The organism is Nocardioides taihuensis (assembly GCF_042657275.1).
GTDB lineage: Bacteria > Actinomycetota > Actinomycetes > Propionibacteriales > Nocardioidaceae > Nocardioides > Nocardioides taihuensis.
Genome location: NZ_JBHSKD010000027.1, coordinates 668969 through 686848, shown reverse-complemented (window position 1 = coordinate 686848; position 17880 = coordinate 668969). Strand labels below are relative to the sequence as shown.

Annotated in this window: 20 protein-coding genes; 13 read left to right on the top strand and 7 right to left on the bottom strand. The window is 75.3% G+C overall.

The features are described 5' to 3' along the window. The first annotated feature begins 1 nt into the window (after window position 1). From ACFPGP_RS21325 to ACFPGP_RS21310, 4 genes are read left to right on the top strand one after another with little or no spacing between them, the layout of a single operon-like run. Entirely contained in the window at window positions 2–922 is a 921-nt protein-coding gene (locus ACFPGP_RS21325; RefSeq protein WP_378593202.1) for a hypothetical protein, read from the top strand. Beyond that, window positions 922–2040, top strand: coding sequence for an energy-coupling factor transporter transmembrane component T (locus ACFPGP_RS21320; RefSeq protein ID WP_378593200.1), 1119 nt, complete (start codon window positions 922–924; stop codon window positions 2038–2040). Before ACFPGP_RS21325 ends, ACFPGP_RS21320 begins: the two co-directional genes overlap by 1 nt. Then, on the top strand, window positions 2037–3641 hold the full coding sequence (locus tag ACFPGP_RS21315; RefSeq protein WP_378593198.1) for an ABC transporter ATP-binding protein: 1605 nt from the start codon (window positions 2037–2039) through the stop codon (window positions 3639–3641). The genes ACFPGP_RS21320 and ACFPGP_RS21315 overlap by 4 nt, the downstream gene beginning before the upstream one ends. Further along, window positions 3638–4435: an ECF transporter S component gene (locus ACFPGP_RS21310; RefSeq protein ID WP_378593196.1), complete on the top strand. Its 798-nt coding sequence runs from the start codon at window positions 3638–3640 to the stop codon at window positions 4433–4435. The genes ACFPGP_RS21315 and ACFPGP_RS21310 overlap by 4 nt, the downstream gene beginning before the upstream one ends. 3 nt (window positions 4436–4438) lie before the next feature. On the opposite strand, the gene ACFPGP_RS21305 is transcribed toward ACFPGP_RS21310, so the two are convergent. From ACFPGP_RS21305 to ACFPGP_RS21280, 6 genes are all read right to left on the bottom strand, one after another. Further along, the gene (locus ACFPGP_RS21305; RefSeq protein WP_378593194.1) at window positions 4439–4933 is read right to left on the bottom strand and encodes an SRPBCC family protein; all 495 of its coding nucleotides are present in this window, start codon (window positions 4931–4933) and stop codon (window positions 4439–4441) included. Then, complete coding sequence (locus ACFPGP_RS21300; RefSeq protein ID WP_378593192.1) at window positions 4930–5571, bottom strand: TetR/AcrR family transcriptional regulator; 642 nt, start codon at window positions 5569–5571, stop codon at window positions 4930–4932. The genes ACFPGP_RS21305 and ACFPGP_RS21300 overlap by 4 nt, the downstream gene beginning before the upstream one ends. After that, window positions 5568–6257, bottom strand: coding sequence for a hemerythrin domain-containing protein (locus ACFPGP_RS21295; protein ID WP_378593191.1), 690 nt, complete (start codon window positions 6255–6257; stop codon window positions 5568–5570). Before ACFPGP_RS21295 ends, ACFPGP_RS21300 begins: the two co-directional genes overlap by 4 nt. Before the next feature lie 90 nt (window positions 6258–6347). Then, window positions 6348–7499, bottom strand: a complete 1152-nt coding sequence (locus ACFPGP_RS21290) for a PQQ-dependent sugar dehydrogenase (RefSeq protein ID WP_378593189.1) — start codon at window positions 7497–7499, stop codon at window positions 6348–6350. 200 nt (window positions 7500–7699) lie between these two features. Then, complete coding sequence (locus ACFPGP_RS21285) at window positions 7700–7918, bottom strand: hypothetical protein (protein ID WP_378593188.1); 219 nt, start codon at window positions 7916–7918, stop codon at window positions 7700–7702. 94 nt (window positions 7919–8012) lie between these two features. Further along, window positions 8013–8876 (bottom strand): EamA family transporter, encoded by an 864-nt coding sequence (locus ACFPGP_RS21280; protein ID WP_378593577.1) that lies wholly within the window; start codon window positions 8874–8876, stop codon window positions 8013–8015. Between the two features lie 67 nt (window positions 8877–8943). Here ACFPGP_RS21280 and ACFPGP_RS21275 point away from each other — a divergent pair, with 67 nt between their 5' ends. From ACFPGP_RS21275 to ACFPGP_RS21265, 3 genes are read left to right on the top strand one after another with little or no spacing between them, the layout of a single operon-like run. After that, on the top strand, window positions 8944–10035 hold the full coding sequence (locus tag ACFPGP_RS21275) for a WD40/YVTN/BNR-like repeat-containing protein (RefSeq protein WP_378593186.1): 1092 nt from the start codon (window positions 8944–8946) through the stop codon (window positions 10033–10035). A 16-nt stretch (window positions 10036–10051) separates the two neighbouring features. After that, window positions 10052–10513, top strand: coding sequence for an SRPBCC family protein (locus ACFPGP_RS21270; protein WP_378593185.1), 462 nt, complete (start codon window positions 10052–10054; stop codon window positions 10511–10513). Beyond that, window positions 10510–11532 carry a hypothetical protein gene (locus ACFPGP_RS21265; protein WP_378593183.1) on the top strand — a complete coding sequence of 341 codons (1023 nt, stop codon included), beginning with the start codon at window positions 10510–10512 and terminating at the stop codon, window positions 11530–11532. The genes ACFPGP_RS21270 and ACFPGP_RS21265 overlap by 4 nt, the downstream gene beginning before the upstream one ends. Window position 11533: 1 nt before the next feature. Here ACFPGP_RS21265 and ACFPGP_RS21260 read toward each other — a convergent pair whose 3' ends face one another. Continuing rightward, window positions 11534–12478, bottom strand: a complete 945-nt coding sequence (locus ACFPGP_RS21260; RefSeq protein WP_378593182.1) for a phosphotransferase — start codon at window positions 12476–12478, stop codon at window positions 11534–11536. Window positions 12479–12509: 31 nt separating this feature from the next. On the opposite strand from ACFPGP_RS21260, the gene ilvD reads away from it, so the two are divergent. The 6 genes from ilvD to ACFPGP_RS21230 all read left to right on the top strand — a co-directional run bounded on the left by ilvD (window position 12510) and on the right by ACFPGP_RS21230 (window position 17868). Beyond that, on the top strand, window positions 12510–14192 hold the full coding sequence (ilvD, locus tag ACFPGP_RS21255) for a dihydroxy-acid dehydratase (RefSeq protein WP_378593180.1): 1683 nt from the start codon (window positions 12510–12512) through the stop codon (window positions 14190–14192). A 115-nt stretch (window positions 14193–14307) separates the two neighbouring features. Further along, a complete protein-coding gene (locus ACFPGP_RS21250; protein WP_378593178.1) occupies window positions 14308–14820 on the top strand; it encodes a GNAT family N-acetyltransferase in 513 nt (170 codons plus the stop codon). Between the two features lie 37 nt (window positions 14821–14857). Beyond that, a complete protein-coding gene (locus tag ACFPGP_RS21245) occupies window positions 14858–16066 on the top strand; it encodes a kynureninase (protein WP_378593176.1) in 1209 nt (402 codons plus the stop codon). Further along, the gene (locus ACFPGP_RS21240; protein WP_378593174.1) at window positions 16063–16773 is read left to right on the top strand and encodes a GNAT family N-acetyltransferase; all 711 of its coding nucleotides are present in this window, start codon (window positions 16063–16065) and stop codon (window positions 16771–16773) included. The genes ACFPGP_RS21245 and ACFPGP_RS21240 overlap by 4 nt, the downstream gene beginning before the upstream one ends. Window positions 16774–16777: 4 nt before the next feature. Further along, window positions 16778–17194 (top strand): VOC family protein, encoded by a 417-nt coding sequence (locus ACFPGP_RS21235; RefSeq protein ID WP_378593172.1) that lies wholly within the window; start codon window positions 16778–16780, stop codon window positions 17192–17194. Next, window positions 17191–17868 (top strand): 4a-hydroxytetrahydrobiopterin dehydratase, encoded by a 678-nt coding sequence (locus ACFPGP_RS21230; RefSeq protein ID WP_378593171.1) that lies wholly within the window; start codon window positions 17191–17193, stop codon window positions 17866–17868. The genes ACFPGP_RS21235 and ACFPGP_RS21230 overlap by 4 nt, the downstream gene beginning before the upstream one ends. Window positions 17869–17880 lie beyond the last annotated feature (12 nt).

Here is a 17880-nt window from a genome sequence, read left to right as displayed (position 1 = left end):
GGTGCGTTCCCGACAGCTCCTCACGCCCCTCGCCGCGGCCGCGCTGGCCGCGGCGGCGGGGCTGCTGCTGCCGGCTGCGCCCGCGACCGCGGCGACGTGCTCCGGTGACACCGGGGTGAGCGTGGTCGTCGACGGGTCGGGAGAGCAGGGCGGGGTGCGGACCTCGTGCGTGAGCGACGGGGGAGGTGACACCGCCGCCGACCTGTTCGCGGTCTCGCACACGCTCACCCGGGTGCAGAACTTCCCGGGCGCGGTCTGCAAGGTCGACGGCCTTCCCGAGGACGCGAACTGCACGCGGATGCCGCCGGCCAACGCCTACTGGGGGCTGTTCTGGTCCGACGGCTCCGGGTCGTGGACCTACTCCAGCGAGGGCGTGGACTCCCTCGACGTGCCCGACGGCGGCGGGGTCGCCTTCGTCTGGCAGGACGGCGGCGACCAGGACTACCCGGCCGTGGACGCGCCGGGCTCCGAGCCCGCCCCGACCACGAGCACGACCGGGTCCGGCGGCTCCGGGTCCGGGGGCCCAGGGTCCGGCGGCTCCGGGTCGGGCGGCTCGGGCGGCTCCGGCACCACGGGCGGCTCCTCCACGACGGGCGGGACGACCAGTGGCGCCGCCACCGGCGGTCGCGACCGGCAGCGCACGGGTTCCGACGCTGATGGAGCACGCGACGAGCAGGGCCGGCAGCGCGACGAGCGTCGCGCCGACCGCGATCGGGTCGGCCAGGACGACGGGCCGAGCGACCCGACGTCCGGACCGACCGACGCCGCGACCGACGGGGCCACCGACGACGCCACCACGGCCGACCCGCCGGCGACCGGCGCCGAGCAGGGCCTGCCGGTCTGGTTGCCGCCGAGCCTGGCGGGCGGGCTGTTCGTCGCTGCCGGCGCCGTGGCCCTCGCCCGTCGGAGGCATGCCGGCTGATGTCCGCTGCGCGGCTGCCCCGTGACCTGCACCCCGTCGCCTGGTGGGTGTGGGCACTGGGGCTTGCCGCGGCGGCGTCGCTGACCACCAACCCGCTGGTGCTGCTGACGGTGGTCGCGGTCGCGGCGCTCGTCGTGTCGGCGCGGCGCTCGGAGCAGCCCTGGGCGCGCTCGTTCCGGCTCTACTGCTGGATGGGCGTGGTGATCGTGGTGATCCGGGTGGCCTTCCGGATCCTCTTCGGCGGTGGTGGCGAGATCGTGCTGCTGCCCCTGCCCACGGTGCCGCTGCCCGACTGGGTCGAGGGCTTCACGCTGCTCGGGCCGGTGACCCTCGAGTCGCTCCTCGCCGGGCTGTACGACGGGCTGCGGCTGGCCGCGATCGTGATCTGCGTCGGCGCCGCGAACGCCCTGGCCAACCCCAAGCGACTGCTGCGCTCGGTGCCGCCGGCGCTCTACGAGGTCGGCACCGCCCTGGTGGTGGCGGTCACCGTGCTGCCCCAGTTCGCCGACAGCCTGCGCCGCGTGCGGGCCGCCCAGGCGCTGCGCGGGGGCGAGTCCGGCCGGGTGCGCGGGCTGCGCCGGCTGCTGGTGCCGGTGCTCGAGGACGCCCTCGAGCGCTCGCTCGCCCTCGCCGCCGGCATGGACGCCCGCGGCTACGGCCGCGCCGCCGGGCTCAGCCCGGCCGACCGGCGTCGTACCGGCGCCCTCATGCTCGGCGGGCTCCTCGGCATCTGCGTGGGCACCTACGCCCTGCTCGACCGCACCGCGCCGCGGCTGCTGGCCCTGCCCATGCTCGGGCTCGGCGTCGCGGTCGCGGTGGCGGGCCTGGCCAGCGCCGGGCAGCGGGTCGAGCGCACCCGCTACCGCCCCGACCCGTGGCGCTGGCCGGAGCTGGTCGTGATGGCCTCCGGCGTCGTCGCCGGCGCCACCGGCTGGTGGGTCTCGACGCACCAGGTCGCGCTGGCCTACCCGGCCCTCGACGCCTGGCCGCAGGTCAGCGGCGTCGCCCTCGCCGGGCTGCTGGTCGCGCTCGGCGGCGGGCTGTGCGCCCCACCGCCCGCGGTCCCGCGGACGCTGCGCGAGCTGCCGACCGACGTCCCCGAGGCGGTGGCGGCGTGATCGAGCTGCGCGACATCGGCTTCGCCTACGACGAGGAGCGGGTGCTCGAGGACGTCCACCTGACGCTGGAGGAGGGCGAGCTGGTCGTGGTCTCCGGCCCGACCGGCGTCGGCAAGTCGACGCTGCTCGGGGTGGTGACCGGTCTGGTGCCGCGGTTCTCCGGCGGGGCGCTGCACGGCGACGTCCGGCTCGACGGCGAGAGCATCGTGCGCCGGCCGCCGCGCGAGCGCGCGCACGTCGTCGGGTACGTCGGTCAGGACCCCGCCGCGGGTTTCGTCACCGACACGGTCGAGGAGGAGCTCGCCTACGGCATGGAGCAGCTCGGCCTGCCGGCCGCCACGATGCGCCGCCGCGTCGAGGAGACTCTCGACCTGCTCGGCATCGCCGCGCTGCGCGACCGCGACCTGACCACGCTGTCGGGCGGCGAGCAGCAGCGGGTGGCGATCGGCTCGGTGCTGACCATGCACCCGCGGGTGCTGGTGCTCGACGAGCCCACCTCGGCGCTCGACCCGACGGCGGCCGAGGAGGTGATGGCCACCCTCGCGCGGCTCGTGCACGACCTCGGCATCTCGGTGCTCATGGCCGAGCACCGGCTCGAGCGGGTGGTGCCGTTCGCGGACCGCATCGCCCTGCTGCGCGGCGACGGGTCGGTCGTGGTCGGCGAGCCCGCCGCGGTGCTCGCCACCTCACCCGTCGTACCCCCGATCGTCGAGCTCGGCCGCGCGGCCGGCTGGGACCCCCTGCCGCTGACGGTGCGGGCCGCCCGCCGCCTGGCCCGCGGCCTGGCGGAGCGGCTCCCGCAGCAGCCGGCGCGCGTCGAGGGCCCGCCGTCGGCAGGCCCGGTGCTCAGCGCCCGGGGCCTGACCGTGACCCACGGGCGGACGGTGGCGCTGCGCGAGGTGGGCGTCGACCTGCGGCCCGGCGCCGTCACCGCGCTGATGGGGCGCAACGGGTCGGGGAAGTCGACGCTGCTGTGGACCCTCCAGGGCACGACGCGGCGGCGCGGTGGCACGGTCGCCGTCGACGGCCAGGACCCCGCCTCGCTCGAGCCGGCCCAGCGCCGCTGCCTGGTCGGGCTGGTGCCGCAGACGGCCGCCGACCTGCTCTACCTCGAGACCGTCGACGACGAGTGCCGGGCCGCGGACGGCGGCTCGGGTGCCGCGCGCGAGGCGCTCGACCGCCTGGCCCCCGGCATCCCCGGCGACCGGCACCCGCGCGACCTCTCCGAGGGCCAGCGGCTGGCGCTCGCGGTGGCGCTGGTGCTGTCGGCCGCGCCCCGGGTGGTGCTGCTCGACGAGCCGACCCGCGGCCTCGACTATCCGGGCAAGGCGGCGCTCGCGGCGATGCTGCGCGAGCTCGCGGCCACCGGGCACGCGGTGCTGGTCGCCACCCACGACGTCGAGTTCGTGGCGCAGGTGGCCGACGACGTGGTCGTGCTGGCCGAGGGCGAGGTCGTCTCCTCCGGACCGGTGCTGCGGGTGGTGGCCGAGTCGCCGGCCTTCGCACCCCAGGTGACCAAGGTGCTCGGACCGCCCTGGCTGCGTGTCGACCAGGTCGCGCCGCTGCTCGCCGCGACCGCGCCCGGCGGTGCGGCCTCGTGAGCACCCCGACCGCCGCCGTCCGGCTGACCCCCCGCTCCGCGGCCGTGCTCGGCACGGCGTCGCTGGCCGGGCTGATGATGCTCGGCTGGCCCCTGCTGCTGCGGGTGGGCGACACGACGCGTGTGGACCCGCCGTTCGTCTTCCTGGCCCTGCTGCCGGTCGTGGTCGCCGTGGTGCTCGCCGAGGTCAGCGAGGGCGGGCTCGACCCGCGGGTGCTGGCCATCCTCGGCGTGCTGTCGGCGGCCAACGCCCTGCTGCGCGGACTCTCCGCCGGCACTGGGGGAGTCGAGCTCGTCTTCTTCCTGCTGATCCTCGCCGGGCGGGTGTTCGGGCCGGGCTTCGGCTTCGCGCTCGGCTGCACCTCGCTGTTCGCGTCGGCCCTGATGACCGCCGGGGTCGGGCCGTGGCTGCCCTTCCAGATGCTGGTGTCAGCGTGGGTCGGGATGGGCGCGGGCCTGCTGCCGCGCCGCTTCACCGGTCGCGCCGAGATCGCGCTGCTCGCGGCGTACGGCGTCGTGGCGTCCTACGCCTACGGCCTGCTGATGAACCTGTCGTCGTGGCCCTTCGCCCTCGGCATCCAGGTCTCCGGCGAGCAGGGTTCGCTCGCGTACGTCGCCGGCGCCCCGCTCGCCGAGAACCTCCACCGGTTCCTCGTCTACACGCTGCTGACCTCGACCGGCTCCTTCGACACCGGCCGCGCGATCACCACCGCCGTCGCGATCACCCTCCTCGGCCCGGCGATCCTCACCACCCTGCGCCGGGCCTCGCGGCGGGCGCTGGTGACGACCCCCTGACTCTCAGGCGCCCGCATCGGCAGCAGCGACCTCGCCGATCCGCTCGAGGTCGGCGCGCAACCCGGCCGAGCGGTCGAGGTGCGGCGGCACCACCCGGGCGACCAGCCACGCCCACCACGCCGGGCACCGGACCACCTCGTAGGTCTGCACGATCCGCGTGCCGGCCCCGACCGGCTCGAGCGTGATCCGCCACACGGTGCTGTCGACGTAGCGCCAGGTCGGGACGGTCCGCCACGTGAGCGACCGCCCGTCCTCGACGGCGAGCACCTCGCAGGTGCGGTGCCAGCGCCAGACGGCTGCCTTGTTGGCGCCGCGGAACCGCGCGCCGGGTCGTGCCCCGACGGCGCCGTCGAGCCAGCCGACCTCGTGGCACTCGTGGCTCCACTCGCCGGTGCGCGTCGGGTCGGCGACGACGGCCCACACCGCCTCCACCGGGGCGGCGACCTCCGCCTCGACCCGGCACGTCCACGGCACATCGCGCCGCGCGCCCGCGCTCATGCCTCCTCCGGGTCGGCGAGGAGTCGCAGGATGCTGTCGGCCAGCCACGCGACGTACTGCTCGTGGCTCCACCCGCGCAGGTCGGTCAGCAGGCGGTAGGGGCCGACGTCGACGACGACCCAGAGCCCGTCGACGACCTCGGGGGAGACCTCGCGGCCGGCGACGAGCGCCGCGGCCGTCGCCACGTTGTGGCGGCGGCCTTCCTCGCGCTGGCGCATCAGCCCGTCGAGCGTGGGGTCGGAGGCCGCGGCCTCGCGCAGCGCGAGGTTCACGCCGAGGGTGCGGAGGTGGATGTCGGCGGCGAGGACCGCCGCGGCCCGTGCCCGGTCCGTCCGGGTGCCCTGCGCGAGCCCGGCGAACTGCGGGCGCTCCTCGAGCGGGACCGGCGCGGCGTCCCCCACCACCGCCACGTCGAGGGCCGCCATGAGCAGGTCGGCCTTGGTGCGGAAGCCCGCGTAGACGGTCTCCACCGAGACCCCCGCCTCGCGGGCGACGTCGCGCATGCCGGTCGCCGCCCACCCGCGCTCACCGAAGAGCCGGGTCGCGGCCTCCACCACGGCGGCGCGGGTCTCGGCCGCCTGCTGCTGTCGCCGCGGGGAGCGGTAGGGACGCCGCGTGGGCGCCTGGTCGGTGCTCACGCCACGGGCGCCGTGCGCTCGGCGGGGTCGGGCTGCCACACGGCCGCGCAGTGCCGCCGGTAGCGGCGCCGGAACCCGTGCAGCAGCACCACCCGGACCGGCGCCGGCACCGTGTGGACCACCACGTCGCGGCCCTCGGGGTCGAGGTCGTCGAGCAGCCAGTGCCCCTCGAAGCCGAGCTCGCGGACCGACTTCGGCCGGACGTGGTGCTCCTGCTCGATGGCGTCCCACTCCGCGCGGGTGAGGGCGCGCGACACCACCGGCATCGCCTCCTCGACCTCGCGGTCGAGGTGGGGGAAGAGCACCTCGCCGAGGTCGTCGAGCGCCGTGACCAGGGCCGTGCGGGCGTCGTCGTCCGTGGTCGCGGCGTACCGCTCCGCCGCGGCCCGCAGCGCGGTGGCCGCGGGTTCGATGTGCCGGTGGTCCTGCTCGAGCGAGTCGAGGAGGGCGCCCGCCGACGGGTCGCGCTCGCGCACCGCCGGCCACAGCCCCTCGTCCTCGCCGGTGTGGTGGCCGTGGAGGAAGTCCATCAACCACACGACGTGCTCGCCGAGGGCCCGCCGCTGGCGTCCGCGCGGGTACGGCGGGTCGGCCACCGCCTCGCGGGCCCGCAGCAGGTCGCGTCGCAGCGCCCCGTGCACGATCCCCATCATCCGCGTGTCCGCCGGTCCGTCGGCCCTCGTCATCGCTCGGCCCTCCCGTGGTTGCCGTGGGCTCCACGGTAGAACGGCGGCGGTTTCAATACAAGAGCGTTCCGGCCAATTTCTGGCGCACAGTCAGCGGAGCTCCACCCGGAGGATGCGGTCGTCGGCGGCAGCCGGCGTGCCGCGACCGTCGCGGTTGCTGGTGGTGACCCAGAGCGAGCCGTCGGGGGCGGGCACGACGGTGCGCAGCCGGCCGTACTCCCCGACGAAGAAGTCGGTCGGGTCGGTCGCCCTGCCGCCGTCGGTGACCGTGATCCGCCACAGCCGCTCACCGCGCAGCGCCGCCAGCCAGAGGTGGTCCTCGAGCCAGGCCAGGCCGCTGGGGGAGGCCTGGGCGGTCTCCCAGACGACCTGCGGGTTCGTGTACGCCGGGTCGTCCCCCCGGCCCTCGACCTCGGGCCAGCCGTAGTTGTCGCCCTTCTCGATCAGGTTGAGCTCGTCGAAGGTCTGGTCGCCGAACTCCGAGGCCCACAGCCGCCTCTCGTCGTCGAAGGCGAGGCCCTGCACGTTGCGGTGGCCCCACGTCCACACCGGCGAGCCGGGGTCGGGGTTGCCGGGCGCGGGCTCGCCGTCGGTGGTGATCCGCAGGATCTTGCCGGCCAGCGTGCCGCGGTCCTGGGCGAGCGCGGAATCGCCGGTCTCCCCGGTGGAGGCGTAGAGGTAGCCGTCGGGGCCGAAGGCCAGCCGCCCGCCGTCGTGGATGAAGCCGGCCGGGATGCCGTCGAGCACGACCGAGGTCGGCCCGAGCCGGCGCCCGTCGTACGGCGCGCGCAGGATGCGGTTGTCGGACGTGGTGGTGACGTAGAGGAAGACGTCGTCGCCGCGCGACCAGTCGGGCGGGACGGCGATGCCGAGGAGGCCGGCCTCGCCCTGCGGCGCCGCCTCCTCGACCAGGCCCACCTCGCGCACGCGGCCGGACGGCGCGATCGCGAGCACCCGGCGGGTGTCGCGCTCGGTGACCAGCGCGGTGCCGTCGGGCAGGAAGGCCACGCCCCACGGGACGGCCAGGTGGTCGGCGACCACCCCGACGACCTCGGGGACCGGGTCGCGCCCGCCCTGCTCGCCACCCGGTGCCCCGCCGGTCGGGAGCGCCGCCGACGACGTGCCCGGACTGGCGGTGACCGTCGGCGGGCCCGCCCCGCCGTCGTCGTCGCTGCAGCCGGCGAGCAGCGCGAGGCCCAGGCACCCGGCGGTGCCGACGGCGGCGAAGGCGGAGCGGCGCACGGCTCAGGCCACCCGGTCCAGGAGCGCCAGCAGCAGCCCGGGCGCCCGGTCCGCCGTCGCGGCCCAGGAGGGGCTGGAGGGGGTGGAGGGAGCCATGGGCTCCAGTCTGCCGGAGCGCCGGACGTCGTCCCGGGGAGGCGACCGGCCCCGCCGTCGGGAGGGAGGTGACGGCGGGCCCGATCGCCCCCCAGGGCACTGCCCTAGCCGCCTGCCCCGGCGACGCTGGCGGTGCTCCCCGGGAGCGAGGGCTCCCGGAGGGCGGCGAGGTACTCCTCGACCTCGATCAGCTCTGCCCGTCGCTGCGTGAGCGCTGTCAGGGCGATCATGGCGTTGCGGCGGGAGACCTGCTGGGACCCCACGGCCCAGCGCTCGAGCCACGACCCCAGCACGGAACCCAGCCCGGTGTCCGGTCGTGGCATCGACGTCTCCCTCCTCGGCGTACGCCACGAACCTAGGGGCGGTGCGGGTCGGGGCGGTCACGCCCGTGTGACGTCTGCGTGAACTCCCGCGTCGTCAGTTCGGCGCAGGCTCTGCGGCCGGGGCCGGGGGTGCTGTGCGCGTCGCCCCGATGCTGGCGGCGACCACGCACGCCATGGCCAGCCACTGGCTCGGCTCGAGCACCTCGCCGAGCACGAGGAACCCCGCGAGCGCGGCAGCGGCGGGCTCGAGGCTCATCAGGATGCTGAACACCGCGGGGCTCAGCGTGCGCAGCGCGGTGATCTCGAAGCTGTAGGGGATCACCGAGCTGAGCAGGCCCACGGCCGCGCCGAGCAGCAGCACGTGCGGGTCGAGGAGGTCGTCGCCGCCCGACGGGATCGCGAACGGCGTGAGCAGCAGCGTCGCCACGACGCTGGCGACGGCGAGCCCGTCGAGGCCGGGCCACAGGGAGCCGGTGCGCGCGCTGAGCAGGATGTACGCCGCCCACGCGGCGCCGGCGAGCAGCGCGAGGAGGACGCCGAGCAGGTCGAGGTCGGCCGGCTCGAACCCCAGCAGTCCGACGCCCACGGCGGCCAGACCGACCCAGACCAGGTCGCGCGGTCGCCGGGAGCCCAGGACGGCGAGGGTGAGGGGGCCGACGAACTCGATGGTCACCGCGATGCCCAGCGGGATCCGGGCGAAGGACTGGTAGATCGCCCAGTTCATCAGCCCGAGGCTCGCGCCGAACCCGGCCACGACGGTCCACTCCTGGCGGGTGCGGCCGCGCAGCGCCGGCCGGGCGACGAGGCCGAGCACCACCGCGCTGGTGAGCAGCCGCAGCCACACCAGCCCGGTCGGCGAGACCTCGTCGAAGAGGTCCTTGGCGAGCCCGGCGCCCAGCTGGACGGACGCGATGCCGCCCAGCACCAGCCAGATCGCCCGTGTCCGCACGGGGACCATCCTCATCGACCGACCGGGACGGGAACGCGGTGGCCCCTGTCGGCGAGCCCGTCTAGGGTCCCGGAGCATGACATCCACGCTGCTGATGGTCGGGACCCGCAAGGGGCTGTGGATCGGCTCCTCCGACGCCGCCCGGGAGGACTGGCACTTCACCGGGCCGCACTTCGACATGGAGGAGGTGTACTCCTGCCTCGTCGACACCCGGGGCCAGCGGGTGCGGCTCTTCGCCGGCGCGTCGTCGTCCTGGCTGGGCCCTCAGGTCTGGCGCAGCGACGACCTCGGCGCGAGCTGGCAGGAGACCCCGGGCGGGGCGGTGCGGTTCCCCGAGGGCACCGACGCCAAGGTCGAGCGCGTCTGGCAGCTGGTCGCGGGCGCCGAGCCGGGCGTCGTGTGGGCCGGCACCGAGCCGGGGGCGGTCTTCCGGTCGACCGACAACGGCGAGACCTTCGAGCTCGAGCGGGCGCTGTGGGACCACCCCCACCGCCCGCAGTGGAACGCCGGCTTCGGCGGGCAGGCCTTCCACACCGTGCTCCCGCACCCTGACGACCCCGACTCGGTCACCGCCGCCCTCTCCACGGGCGGCGTCTACCAGACCAGCGACGGGGGCGCCTCCTGGGAGCCGCGCAACCAGGGGATCCGCGCGGAGTTCCTGCCCGAGGGTCAGCAGTACCCCGAGTTCGGCCAGTGCGTGCACAAGGTGACCCGCCACCCCAGCCGCCCCGAGAGGCTCTTCCTCCAGAACCACGGCGGCGTCTACCGCTCCGACGACCACGGCGCGACGTGGCAGTCGATCGCCGACGGGCTGCCCGCCGAGTTCGGCTTCTCGATCGTGTCCCACCCCCACGAGCCCGACACCGTCTACGTCTTCCCGATCAACGGCGGCGACCGCCGCTACCCGCCGGAGGCCCGGGCGCGGGTGTGGCGCTCGCGCGACGCGGGCGAGTCGTGGGAGGAGCTCGGCGACGGGCTGCCCGACCACTTCTACGTCGCGGTGATGCGCGACGCGATGAGCACCGACGGCCACGACCCGGCCGGGGTCTACTTCGGTGCGCGCAACGGCAGCGTGTGGGGCTCGGCCGACGCCGGCGACACGTGGCGCTGCCTGGCCGCCGACCTGCCCGACGTGATGGTGGTGCGCGCGGCCACGATCGCGGACTGAGCCGGAGGCACCCGACGTGAGCAGCTACGAGGTCGTCCGGATGACGACCGTCGATGCCGATCCGGCCACCGTCCACGGCCTGATCGACGACCTCCGGCGGTGGCCCGCGTGGTCGCCGTGGGAAGACCTCGATCCCGACCTGACCCGCAGCTACACCGGCGCCGAGGCCGGCGTGGGCGCGCGCTACGCCTGGAAGGGCAACCGCAAGGCCGGCGAGGGCAGCATGGAGATCACCGCCTCCACGGTCGAGGAGGTCGAGCTGGCGCTGGCGTTCGTCAAGCCGTTCCGCTCCACGAGCACGGTCACCTTCGAGCTCCTGCCGACGGCGGCGGGCACCGACGTCACCTGGCGGATGACCGGCGAGCAGAAGGGCGCCGCGGCGCTCTTCGGCAAGGTGGTCAGCATGGACAAGCTGGTCGGCAAGGACCTGGAGAAGGGACTCGCGCGGCTCAAGGCCGTCGCCGAGTCCGGCGCGTGACGGCGCTCGAGGCCGCCGCGGCAGCGCTCGGGGTGCCGTCGCTGTCGGTGGTGGACACCCTCGGCGGGAGCGCCCGCAGCGAGGTCTGGCGGGTGTCCGCACCCGACCTCCCCCGGGGCACGGCGATCGTCAAGCACCACCTGCAGCCCGAACGACGGACCTGGGTGCGCGAGTCGGCCGGCCTCGCCGCCGCCGCCGGCACCCGCACGCCACGCCTGCTCGCCGTGGTCGACGACCCGGCCGTGGTGGTGATGAGCGACCTCGGTGACGGGCCCAACCTGGCCGACCTGCTGCTCGGCACCGACCCGCGGGCCGCGGCGGACGGCGTCCGCGACTGGGCGGAGGCGGTGGCGCTCGTGCAGGAGGAGACCGTCGGACGGGTCGGCGACTTCGCCGCGGCCCTCGGCGACCTCGCCGCGCACAGCACGATGGCCGAGATCGACGCGCTCCCCGCGACCCTGGAGGAGACGGCAGCGCGACACGCCCTGCCGTGGTCCGACCGCGTCACCGCGGCGCTGGGCGAGCACGCCGCCCCGCTCGACGACCCGGCCGCCCAGCGGTTCAGTCCCGGCGACACCTGTCCTGACAACAACGTGCGGACCCCCGCCGGGCTGCACCTGATCGACCTCGAGTTCGCCGAGGTGCGCCACCGCGCCTGGGAGGCGGCCTACCTCCGCGTGCCGTGGCCCACCTGCTGGTGCGCCTGGGCGATCCCCGACGAGGTGGCGCTCACCGCGGCTGCGCCGTTCGAGGCGTCGGCCGACGACGTCGACCGGGCCACGCTGCTGTGGTGCCTGCTGAGCGTGTCGTGGTTCCTGGCCGGGGCGCTCGACCCCACCTCTGTCAACAGCGACACCGAGCGTCGCCCGGGCCGGTGGACGCTGGTGCTGTCGCGGCTCGACCTGGCGGCGCGGCTGCCCGGCCCGGCCGCGCTGACCTCCTGGGCCGCGGCGCTGCGCGACGAGCTCGCCGCACGGTGGGGCGAGCACCCGCTCGTGCTCGCGCCCGCCTTCCGCTGACTCAGCCGTCGACGGCGTCGAGCACGGCCGTCACGGTGTCGCGGGTGAAGGGCTCGTCGAGGAACTCCGCGACCCAGGCCTCGTTGTCGGCGCGGTCGTCGTCGGTGGTGGCCGCCAGCCAGCGCCGGCAGCCGACCCGCACGATCTGGCCCTGCACGGCGAGCAGCAGCGTGAAGTCGCGCGGCTCACGCAGGCGGGCCGGCCCGCCTGCCCCGACGTACACCGCGTGCAACGCCCGCCACCGCGCGGGGTCGCCGCGACCGAACTCGAGCACCAGCTGGGCGAGCTCCTGCGCGGGCTCGGCCGCGCCGGCGTTCTCCCAGTCCAGGGCCATCAGCCCGCCGGCGGGGGTGGCGCGCAGGTTGTCGGCCCACAGGTCGCGGTGGCAGGCGACCAGCTCGCGCGGGCGGTCGTCCATGAGTGCCTCGGCGTCGAGCAGCGACGGCACCAGGGCCCCGAGGCGGGCCGCGAACGGAGCGCCCGCGGACCCGAGCGCGGCGACGAGCTCCGACCACCCGGCGGCGCCGACGGGCTCGGTGAACCACGGGTCCACGGGGCCCGACGCCGGCGGGGCCGACCGGTGCAGCAGGGCGAGCAGCCCGCCCACGGCCGCCGGGTCGAGACCGCGGTCCTCGGGAAGCACGTCGACCCAGGTGTGCACCCGCAGCGGCACGCCGCCGACCTCGGCGAGCACGGCGCCGTCGGTCGTGCGCACCGGCGCAGGCATCGGCACGCCGGCCCCGAGGAAGTGCTCCTGCAGCGCCGTGTCGGCGTCCACCTCGGCGACGTCGGGCCGCTCGCGCCAGGTCTTCACGGCGTAGCTGCCGCGCCCGGTGTCGAGGCGCCAGATCTCGCCGACCCGCCCGCGCGCCACCGGGCCGGCGAAGGAGGTGACCTCGCCGAGCCCGAAGCGGGCCGCCGTCTCGGCGGCGTGGGACCCCAGCACCCGCCCAGCGTAGGAGGAATACGCTCGGCGCATGAGCGAGCAGCCCGACATCAAGCCCCGGTCGCGCGACGTCACCGACGGTCTCGAGCGCGCAGCGGCCCGCGGCATGCTGCGCGCCGTCGGCATGCAGGACGAGGACTTCGCCAAGCCCCAGATCGGCGTCGCCAGCAGCTGGAACGAGATCACGCCGTGCAACCTCTCGCTCGACCGGCTGGCCAAGGCGGCCAAGAACGGCGTGCACGCCGCCGGCGGCTACCCGCTGGAGTTCGGCACCATCTCGGTGTCCGACGGCATCTCGATGGGCCACGAGGGCATGCACTTCTCGCTGGTCTCGCGCGAGGTGATCGCCGACTCCGTCGAGACCGTGATGATGGCCGAGCGCCTCGACGGCTCGGTGCTGCTCGCCGGCTGCGACAAGTCGCTGCCCGGGATGATGATGGCGGCGGCCCGCCTCGACCTCGCGTCGGTGTTCCTCTACGCCGGCTCGATCATGCCCGGGCAGGTCGACGGCAAGGACGTCACGATCATCGACGCCTTCGAGGCCGTCGGCGCGTGCCTGGCCGGCAAGATCAGCCGCGAGGAGGTCGACCGGATCGAGCGCGCGATCTGCCCCGGCGAGGGTGCCTGCGGCGGCATGTACACCGCGAACACGATGGCCTCGGTCGCCGAGGCGATCGGGATGTCGCTGCCCGGGAGCGCCGCTCCGCCCGCCGTCGACCGGCGGCGCGACGGATTCGCCCACCGCTCCGGTGAGGCGGTCGTCAACCTGCTCCGCCACGGCATCACCGCCCGCCAGGTGATGACCCGCGAGGCCTTCGAGAACGCGATCACCGTGGTGATGGCGCTGGGTGGCTCGACGAACGCCGTGCTGCACCTGCTCGCGATGGCCCGCGAGGCCGAGGTCGACCTGTCGCTCGACGACTTCACCCGGATCGGCGAGCGGGTGCCGCACCTCGGTGACCTCAAGCCGTTCGGCCGCTACGTGATGAACGACGTCGACAAGATCGGCGGCATCCCGGTCGTGATGAAGCTCCTGCTCGACGCCGGCCTGCTGCACGGCGACTGCCTCACCGTGACGGGGAAGACGATGGCGGAGAACCTCGCCGACCTCGACCCGCCCCGTGCGGACGACGACGTGATCCGCGACCTGAGCCGGCCGATCCACCGCACCGGCGGGATCACCATCCTCAAGGGCTCGCTCGCCCCGGAGGGCGCGGTCGTGAAGTCGGCGGGCTTCGACGACGAGGTGTTCGAGGGCCCGGCCCGCGTCTTCGACGGGGAGCGCGCGGCCATGGACGCCCTCGAGGCCGGGCAGATCCAGCACGGCGACGTGGTGGTGATCCGCTACGAGGGCCCCAAGGGTGGCCCCGGCATGCGCGAGATGCTCGCGATCACCGGTGCCATCAAGGGCGCCGGGCTCGGCAAGGACGTCCTGCTGATCACCGACGGCCGCTTCAGCGGGGGCACCACCGGGCTCTGCGTCGGCCACATCGCCCCCGAGGCGGTGGACGCCGGACCGATCGCGTTCCTGCGTGACGGCGACCGGATCACCCTCGACGTCCGCCACGGCCTGCTCGACGTCGCCCTCCACGACACGGAGCTCGCGGCCCGCCGCGACGGCTGGGAGCCGAACCCGCCGAAGTACACCCGCGGGGTGCTCGGGAAGTACGCCAAGGTCGTGCAGAGCGCCGCCCACGGGGCCGTCTGCGGGTAGCCGGACAGCGGCGCGGTCTGGACCGCACTGGTCCGAATGCCGGGCACGGGACCGTCCCCGGTGGCAGGCTAGAGGGGCCATCCGCCCGCCGGGCGGCCTTCCCCGAGGGGCACCCATGCACGCTTCCAGGCAGACAGGGCCGAGCCTGACGCTCCGGCCGACCGGGCCGGGCGACGAGGACTTCCTGCGTTCGCTGTTCTTCGAGGCCAAGGCCGAGGAGCTCGCCGACGCCGCCGGCGGCGAGGCCCTCGACACCCTCGTCGCCCTGCAGTACGACGCGCGGGCGCGGCACTACGCCGCCGCCTACCCCGGCGCCGTCGACCAGGTCGTGGAGCTCGACGGGCAGCCCGCCGGGCGCATCCTCGTGCTCGAGCGCGACCGCGACCTGCTCGTCGTCGACCTCGGCGTGCGCGCCGCGGCCCGCGGTCGCGGCGTCGCCTCGCACGCGGTCGCGCACTGGGCGGCGCTCGCGGACCGGCGCGGCGTACCGATGCTGCTGCACGTGTCGTTCGGGAACCCCGCAGCCGAGGTCTACCGCCACCTCGGCTTCACCGAGGTCGGCGTCGACCAGGGCGGCCTGGTGATGCGCCGGCCCGCCGCCCGCAACGACGAGGCGGCGCTGGGCTGATCCGCCGCGGCGGACCCCGTGGGGTAGGAATGGCCGGGTGACCGACCCGACCCTCCTCGACGCCGACGACCCGCTCGCCCGCCACCGCGACCTGTTCGTCGGTGCCGAGACCCCGCTCGTCTACTTCGACGGCAACTCGTTGGGGCGCCCGCTGCGCCGCACCGGACCGGCGCTGGCCGCGTTCGTCGAGGAGCACTGGGGCGGTCGGCTGATCCGCGGCTGGGACGAGGGCTGGTTCGACCTGCCGCTCACGCTCGGTGACCGCATCGGCCGGGTCGTGCTCGGTGCCGGGGCCGGCCAGGTCGCCGTGGGCGACTCGACCACCGTGCTGCTCTACAAGCTCGTGCGGGCCGCGGTGGCCGCGCGCCCCGGGCGCCGCGAGATCGTGATCGACCGCGACAGCTTCCCGACCGACCGCTACGTCGTGCAGGGCGTCGCCGCCGAGTGCGGCCTCGACGTCCGCTGGATCGAGGTCGACACCGCGGCCGGGGTCACGGCCGGGCAGGTGCGCGGGGCCGTGGGGGAGCAGACCGCGGCCGTGGTGCTCAGCCACGTCGCCTACCGCTCGGCGTGGATCGCCGACGCCGCCGCGATCACCGCGATCGCGCACGACGCCGGCGCCCTGGTGGTCTGGGACCTCAGCCACTCCGCCGGCTCGGTGCCGGTCCGCCTCGACGACTGGGGCGCCGACCTCGCGGTCGGCTGCACCTACAAGTACCTCAACGGTGGCCCGGGCGCGCCGGCGTTCGCCTACGTCGCCGAGCGGCACCTCGACACCGTCGCCCAGCCGATCCAGGGCTGGATGGGCCACGCCGACCCGTTCCTCATGGGTCCCGACTGGACGCCCGCGCCGGGGGTGCGCCGGATCCTCAGCGGCACCCCGCCGGTCGTCGGGATGCTGCCGCTGACCCTCATGCTCGACCTGGTCGAGGAGGTCGGCATCGAGGCCGTGCGCGCGAAGTCGCAGCGACTGACGGCGTACGCCGCCGAGGTCGCCGCGGAGCTGCTCGAGCCCCTCGGCGTGGTCAACGGCTCGCCGCGCGACCCCGACCGCCTCGGCGGGCACGTCACGCTGCTGCACCCGCGGATGCGTGAGGTCACCGCCGCGCTCTGGCAGCGCGACGTGATCCCGGACTACCGCGACCCGGGGGGCCTGCGGGTCGGCCTGTCGCCGCTGTCGACGTCGTTCACCGAGGTACGGCGGGGGCTCGAGGCGACGCGCGAGGTCCTGGTGGTACTGCGGTGACCTCGACCAACGAGCACGGGCAGCCGGTCGGCCGCCCGGTTCCGGGCTGGGAGCCGCGGCTCTTCCCCGCGCTGGTGACGCTGACCGGCCGCCACGTCCGTCTCGAGCCCCTGGCCCCGGAGCACGCGGCGCCGCTCTACGAGGAGCTCTGCGGTCCCGCCGACGCCCCGCTGTGGACCTACCGGCTGAGCGGCCCGCCGGCCGACCTCGCCGCGATGGAGCGCGAGGTGGCGGCCTGGGCCGCGGCCGAGGACGCCCGCACGTTCGCCGTCGTACCGGTGGGGGAGGAGCGGCCGGCCGGCATGACCACCCTGATGCGGGTCGACCCCGCCCACGGGTCGGTCGAGGTCGGCTCGATCATCTACGCCCGACGGCTGCAGCGGACCCCGGTCACCACCGAGGCCACCCACCTGCTGGCCCGTCACGTCCTCGACGACCTCGGCTACCGGCGGTTCGAGTGGAAGTGCGACTCGTGCAACGAGCCGTCACGACGCGCGGCGGCCCGGCTCGGGTTCACCTACGAGGGCCGGTTCCGCAACGCGATGGTCTACCGCGGCCGCAACCGCGACACCGACTGGTTCTCGATCACGGCCGAGGAGTGGCCGGGCATCCGGGCCGCCCACGAGCGCTGGCTCGCCCCCGACAACTTGGACGCCGGCCGCCAGCGGTCGTCGCTCGCCTCGCTGCTGCCCGCGGTGGCAAGGTGACCACATGGACCAGCGCATCAGCTTCGTCACGCTCGCGGTCCGCGACCTCGGGGCCGCACGGGCCTTCTACGTCGACGGTCTCGGCTGGACCCCCGACCTCCACGTCCCCGGTGACGTGCTGATGATCAAGGTCGGCGCCCACGTCGTCCTGTCGCTCTGGGACGAGCGGGCCTTCGAGGCCGAGGTCGGCCCGATCGCGCGCGGTGAGGGGGTCGCGCCGTTCACGATCGCCCACAACGTGCCCACCCGCGACGAGGTCGTCGCCGTGCTCGACACCGCACGCAGCGCCGGCGCCGACCCGGTGAGCGACCCGGTGGAGCGCGAGTGGGGCGGGTTCACCGGCTACTTCGGCGACCCCGACGGCTACCGCTGGGAGGTCGCGTGGAACCCCGGCCCCCTCGGACAGGCGGTGCTGCCGTGAGCGACCCCAGGCAGCTGCTCGGCTACCGGGCCGTCCAGGAGGAGGGGCTCGACGACTGGCGCTTCTTCCTGATGAAGCTGCACGCGAGGTTCGCGACGGGCAGCTTCGTCAAGGGGCTCGAGCTCGTCACCCGGATCACGGACGCCGCCGAGGCGGCCAACCACCATCCCGACGTGGTGCTGACCTACCCGCACGTGGACGTCGACCTGTCCAGCCACGACGTCGGCGGTGTCACCAGCCGTGACATCGACCTGGCCCGGCAGATCTCGGCCGTCGCCGCCGAGCTCGGCGTCGAGGCCGTCCCGCGCGAGGTGTCCACCCTCGAGCTGGGGCTCGACGTGCCCGCCGCCGACGAGGTGGCGCCGTTCTGGGCCGCGGTGCTCGGCTACGACGTCCGCGCGCGGTGGCCCGAGGTCTTCGACCCGGGCGGGCGCAACAACACGCTGTGGTTCCAGACCTCGCCGGGGGCGACCGGCGAGGTCCAGCAGCGGTTCCACCTCGACATCGTGGTGCCCCGCGAGGTGGCCGAGGAGCGGCTGCAGGAGGCGCTCGCCGCCGGCGGCACCCTGGTCACCGACGGGCACGCCCCGGCGTTCTGGGTGCTCGCGGACCGGCACGGCAACAAGGTCTGCATCTGCACCGCCGACGGGCGCGAACCGGACGAGGACGCCTAGGCAGCGGGCCCC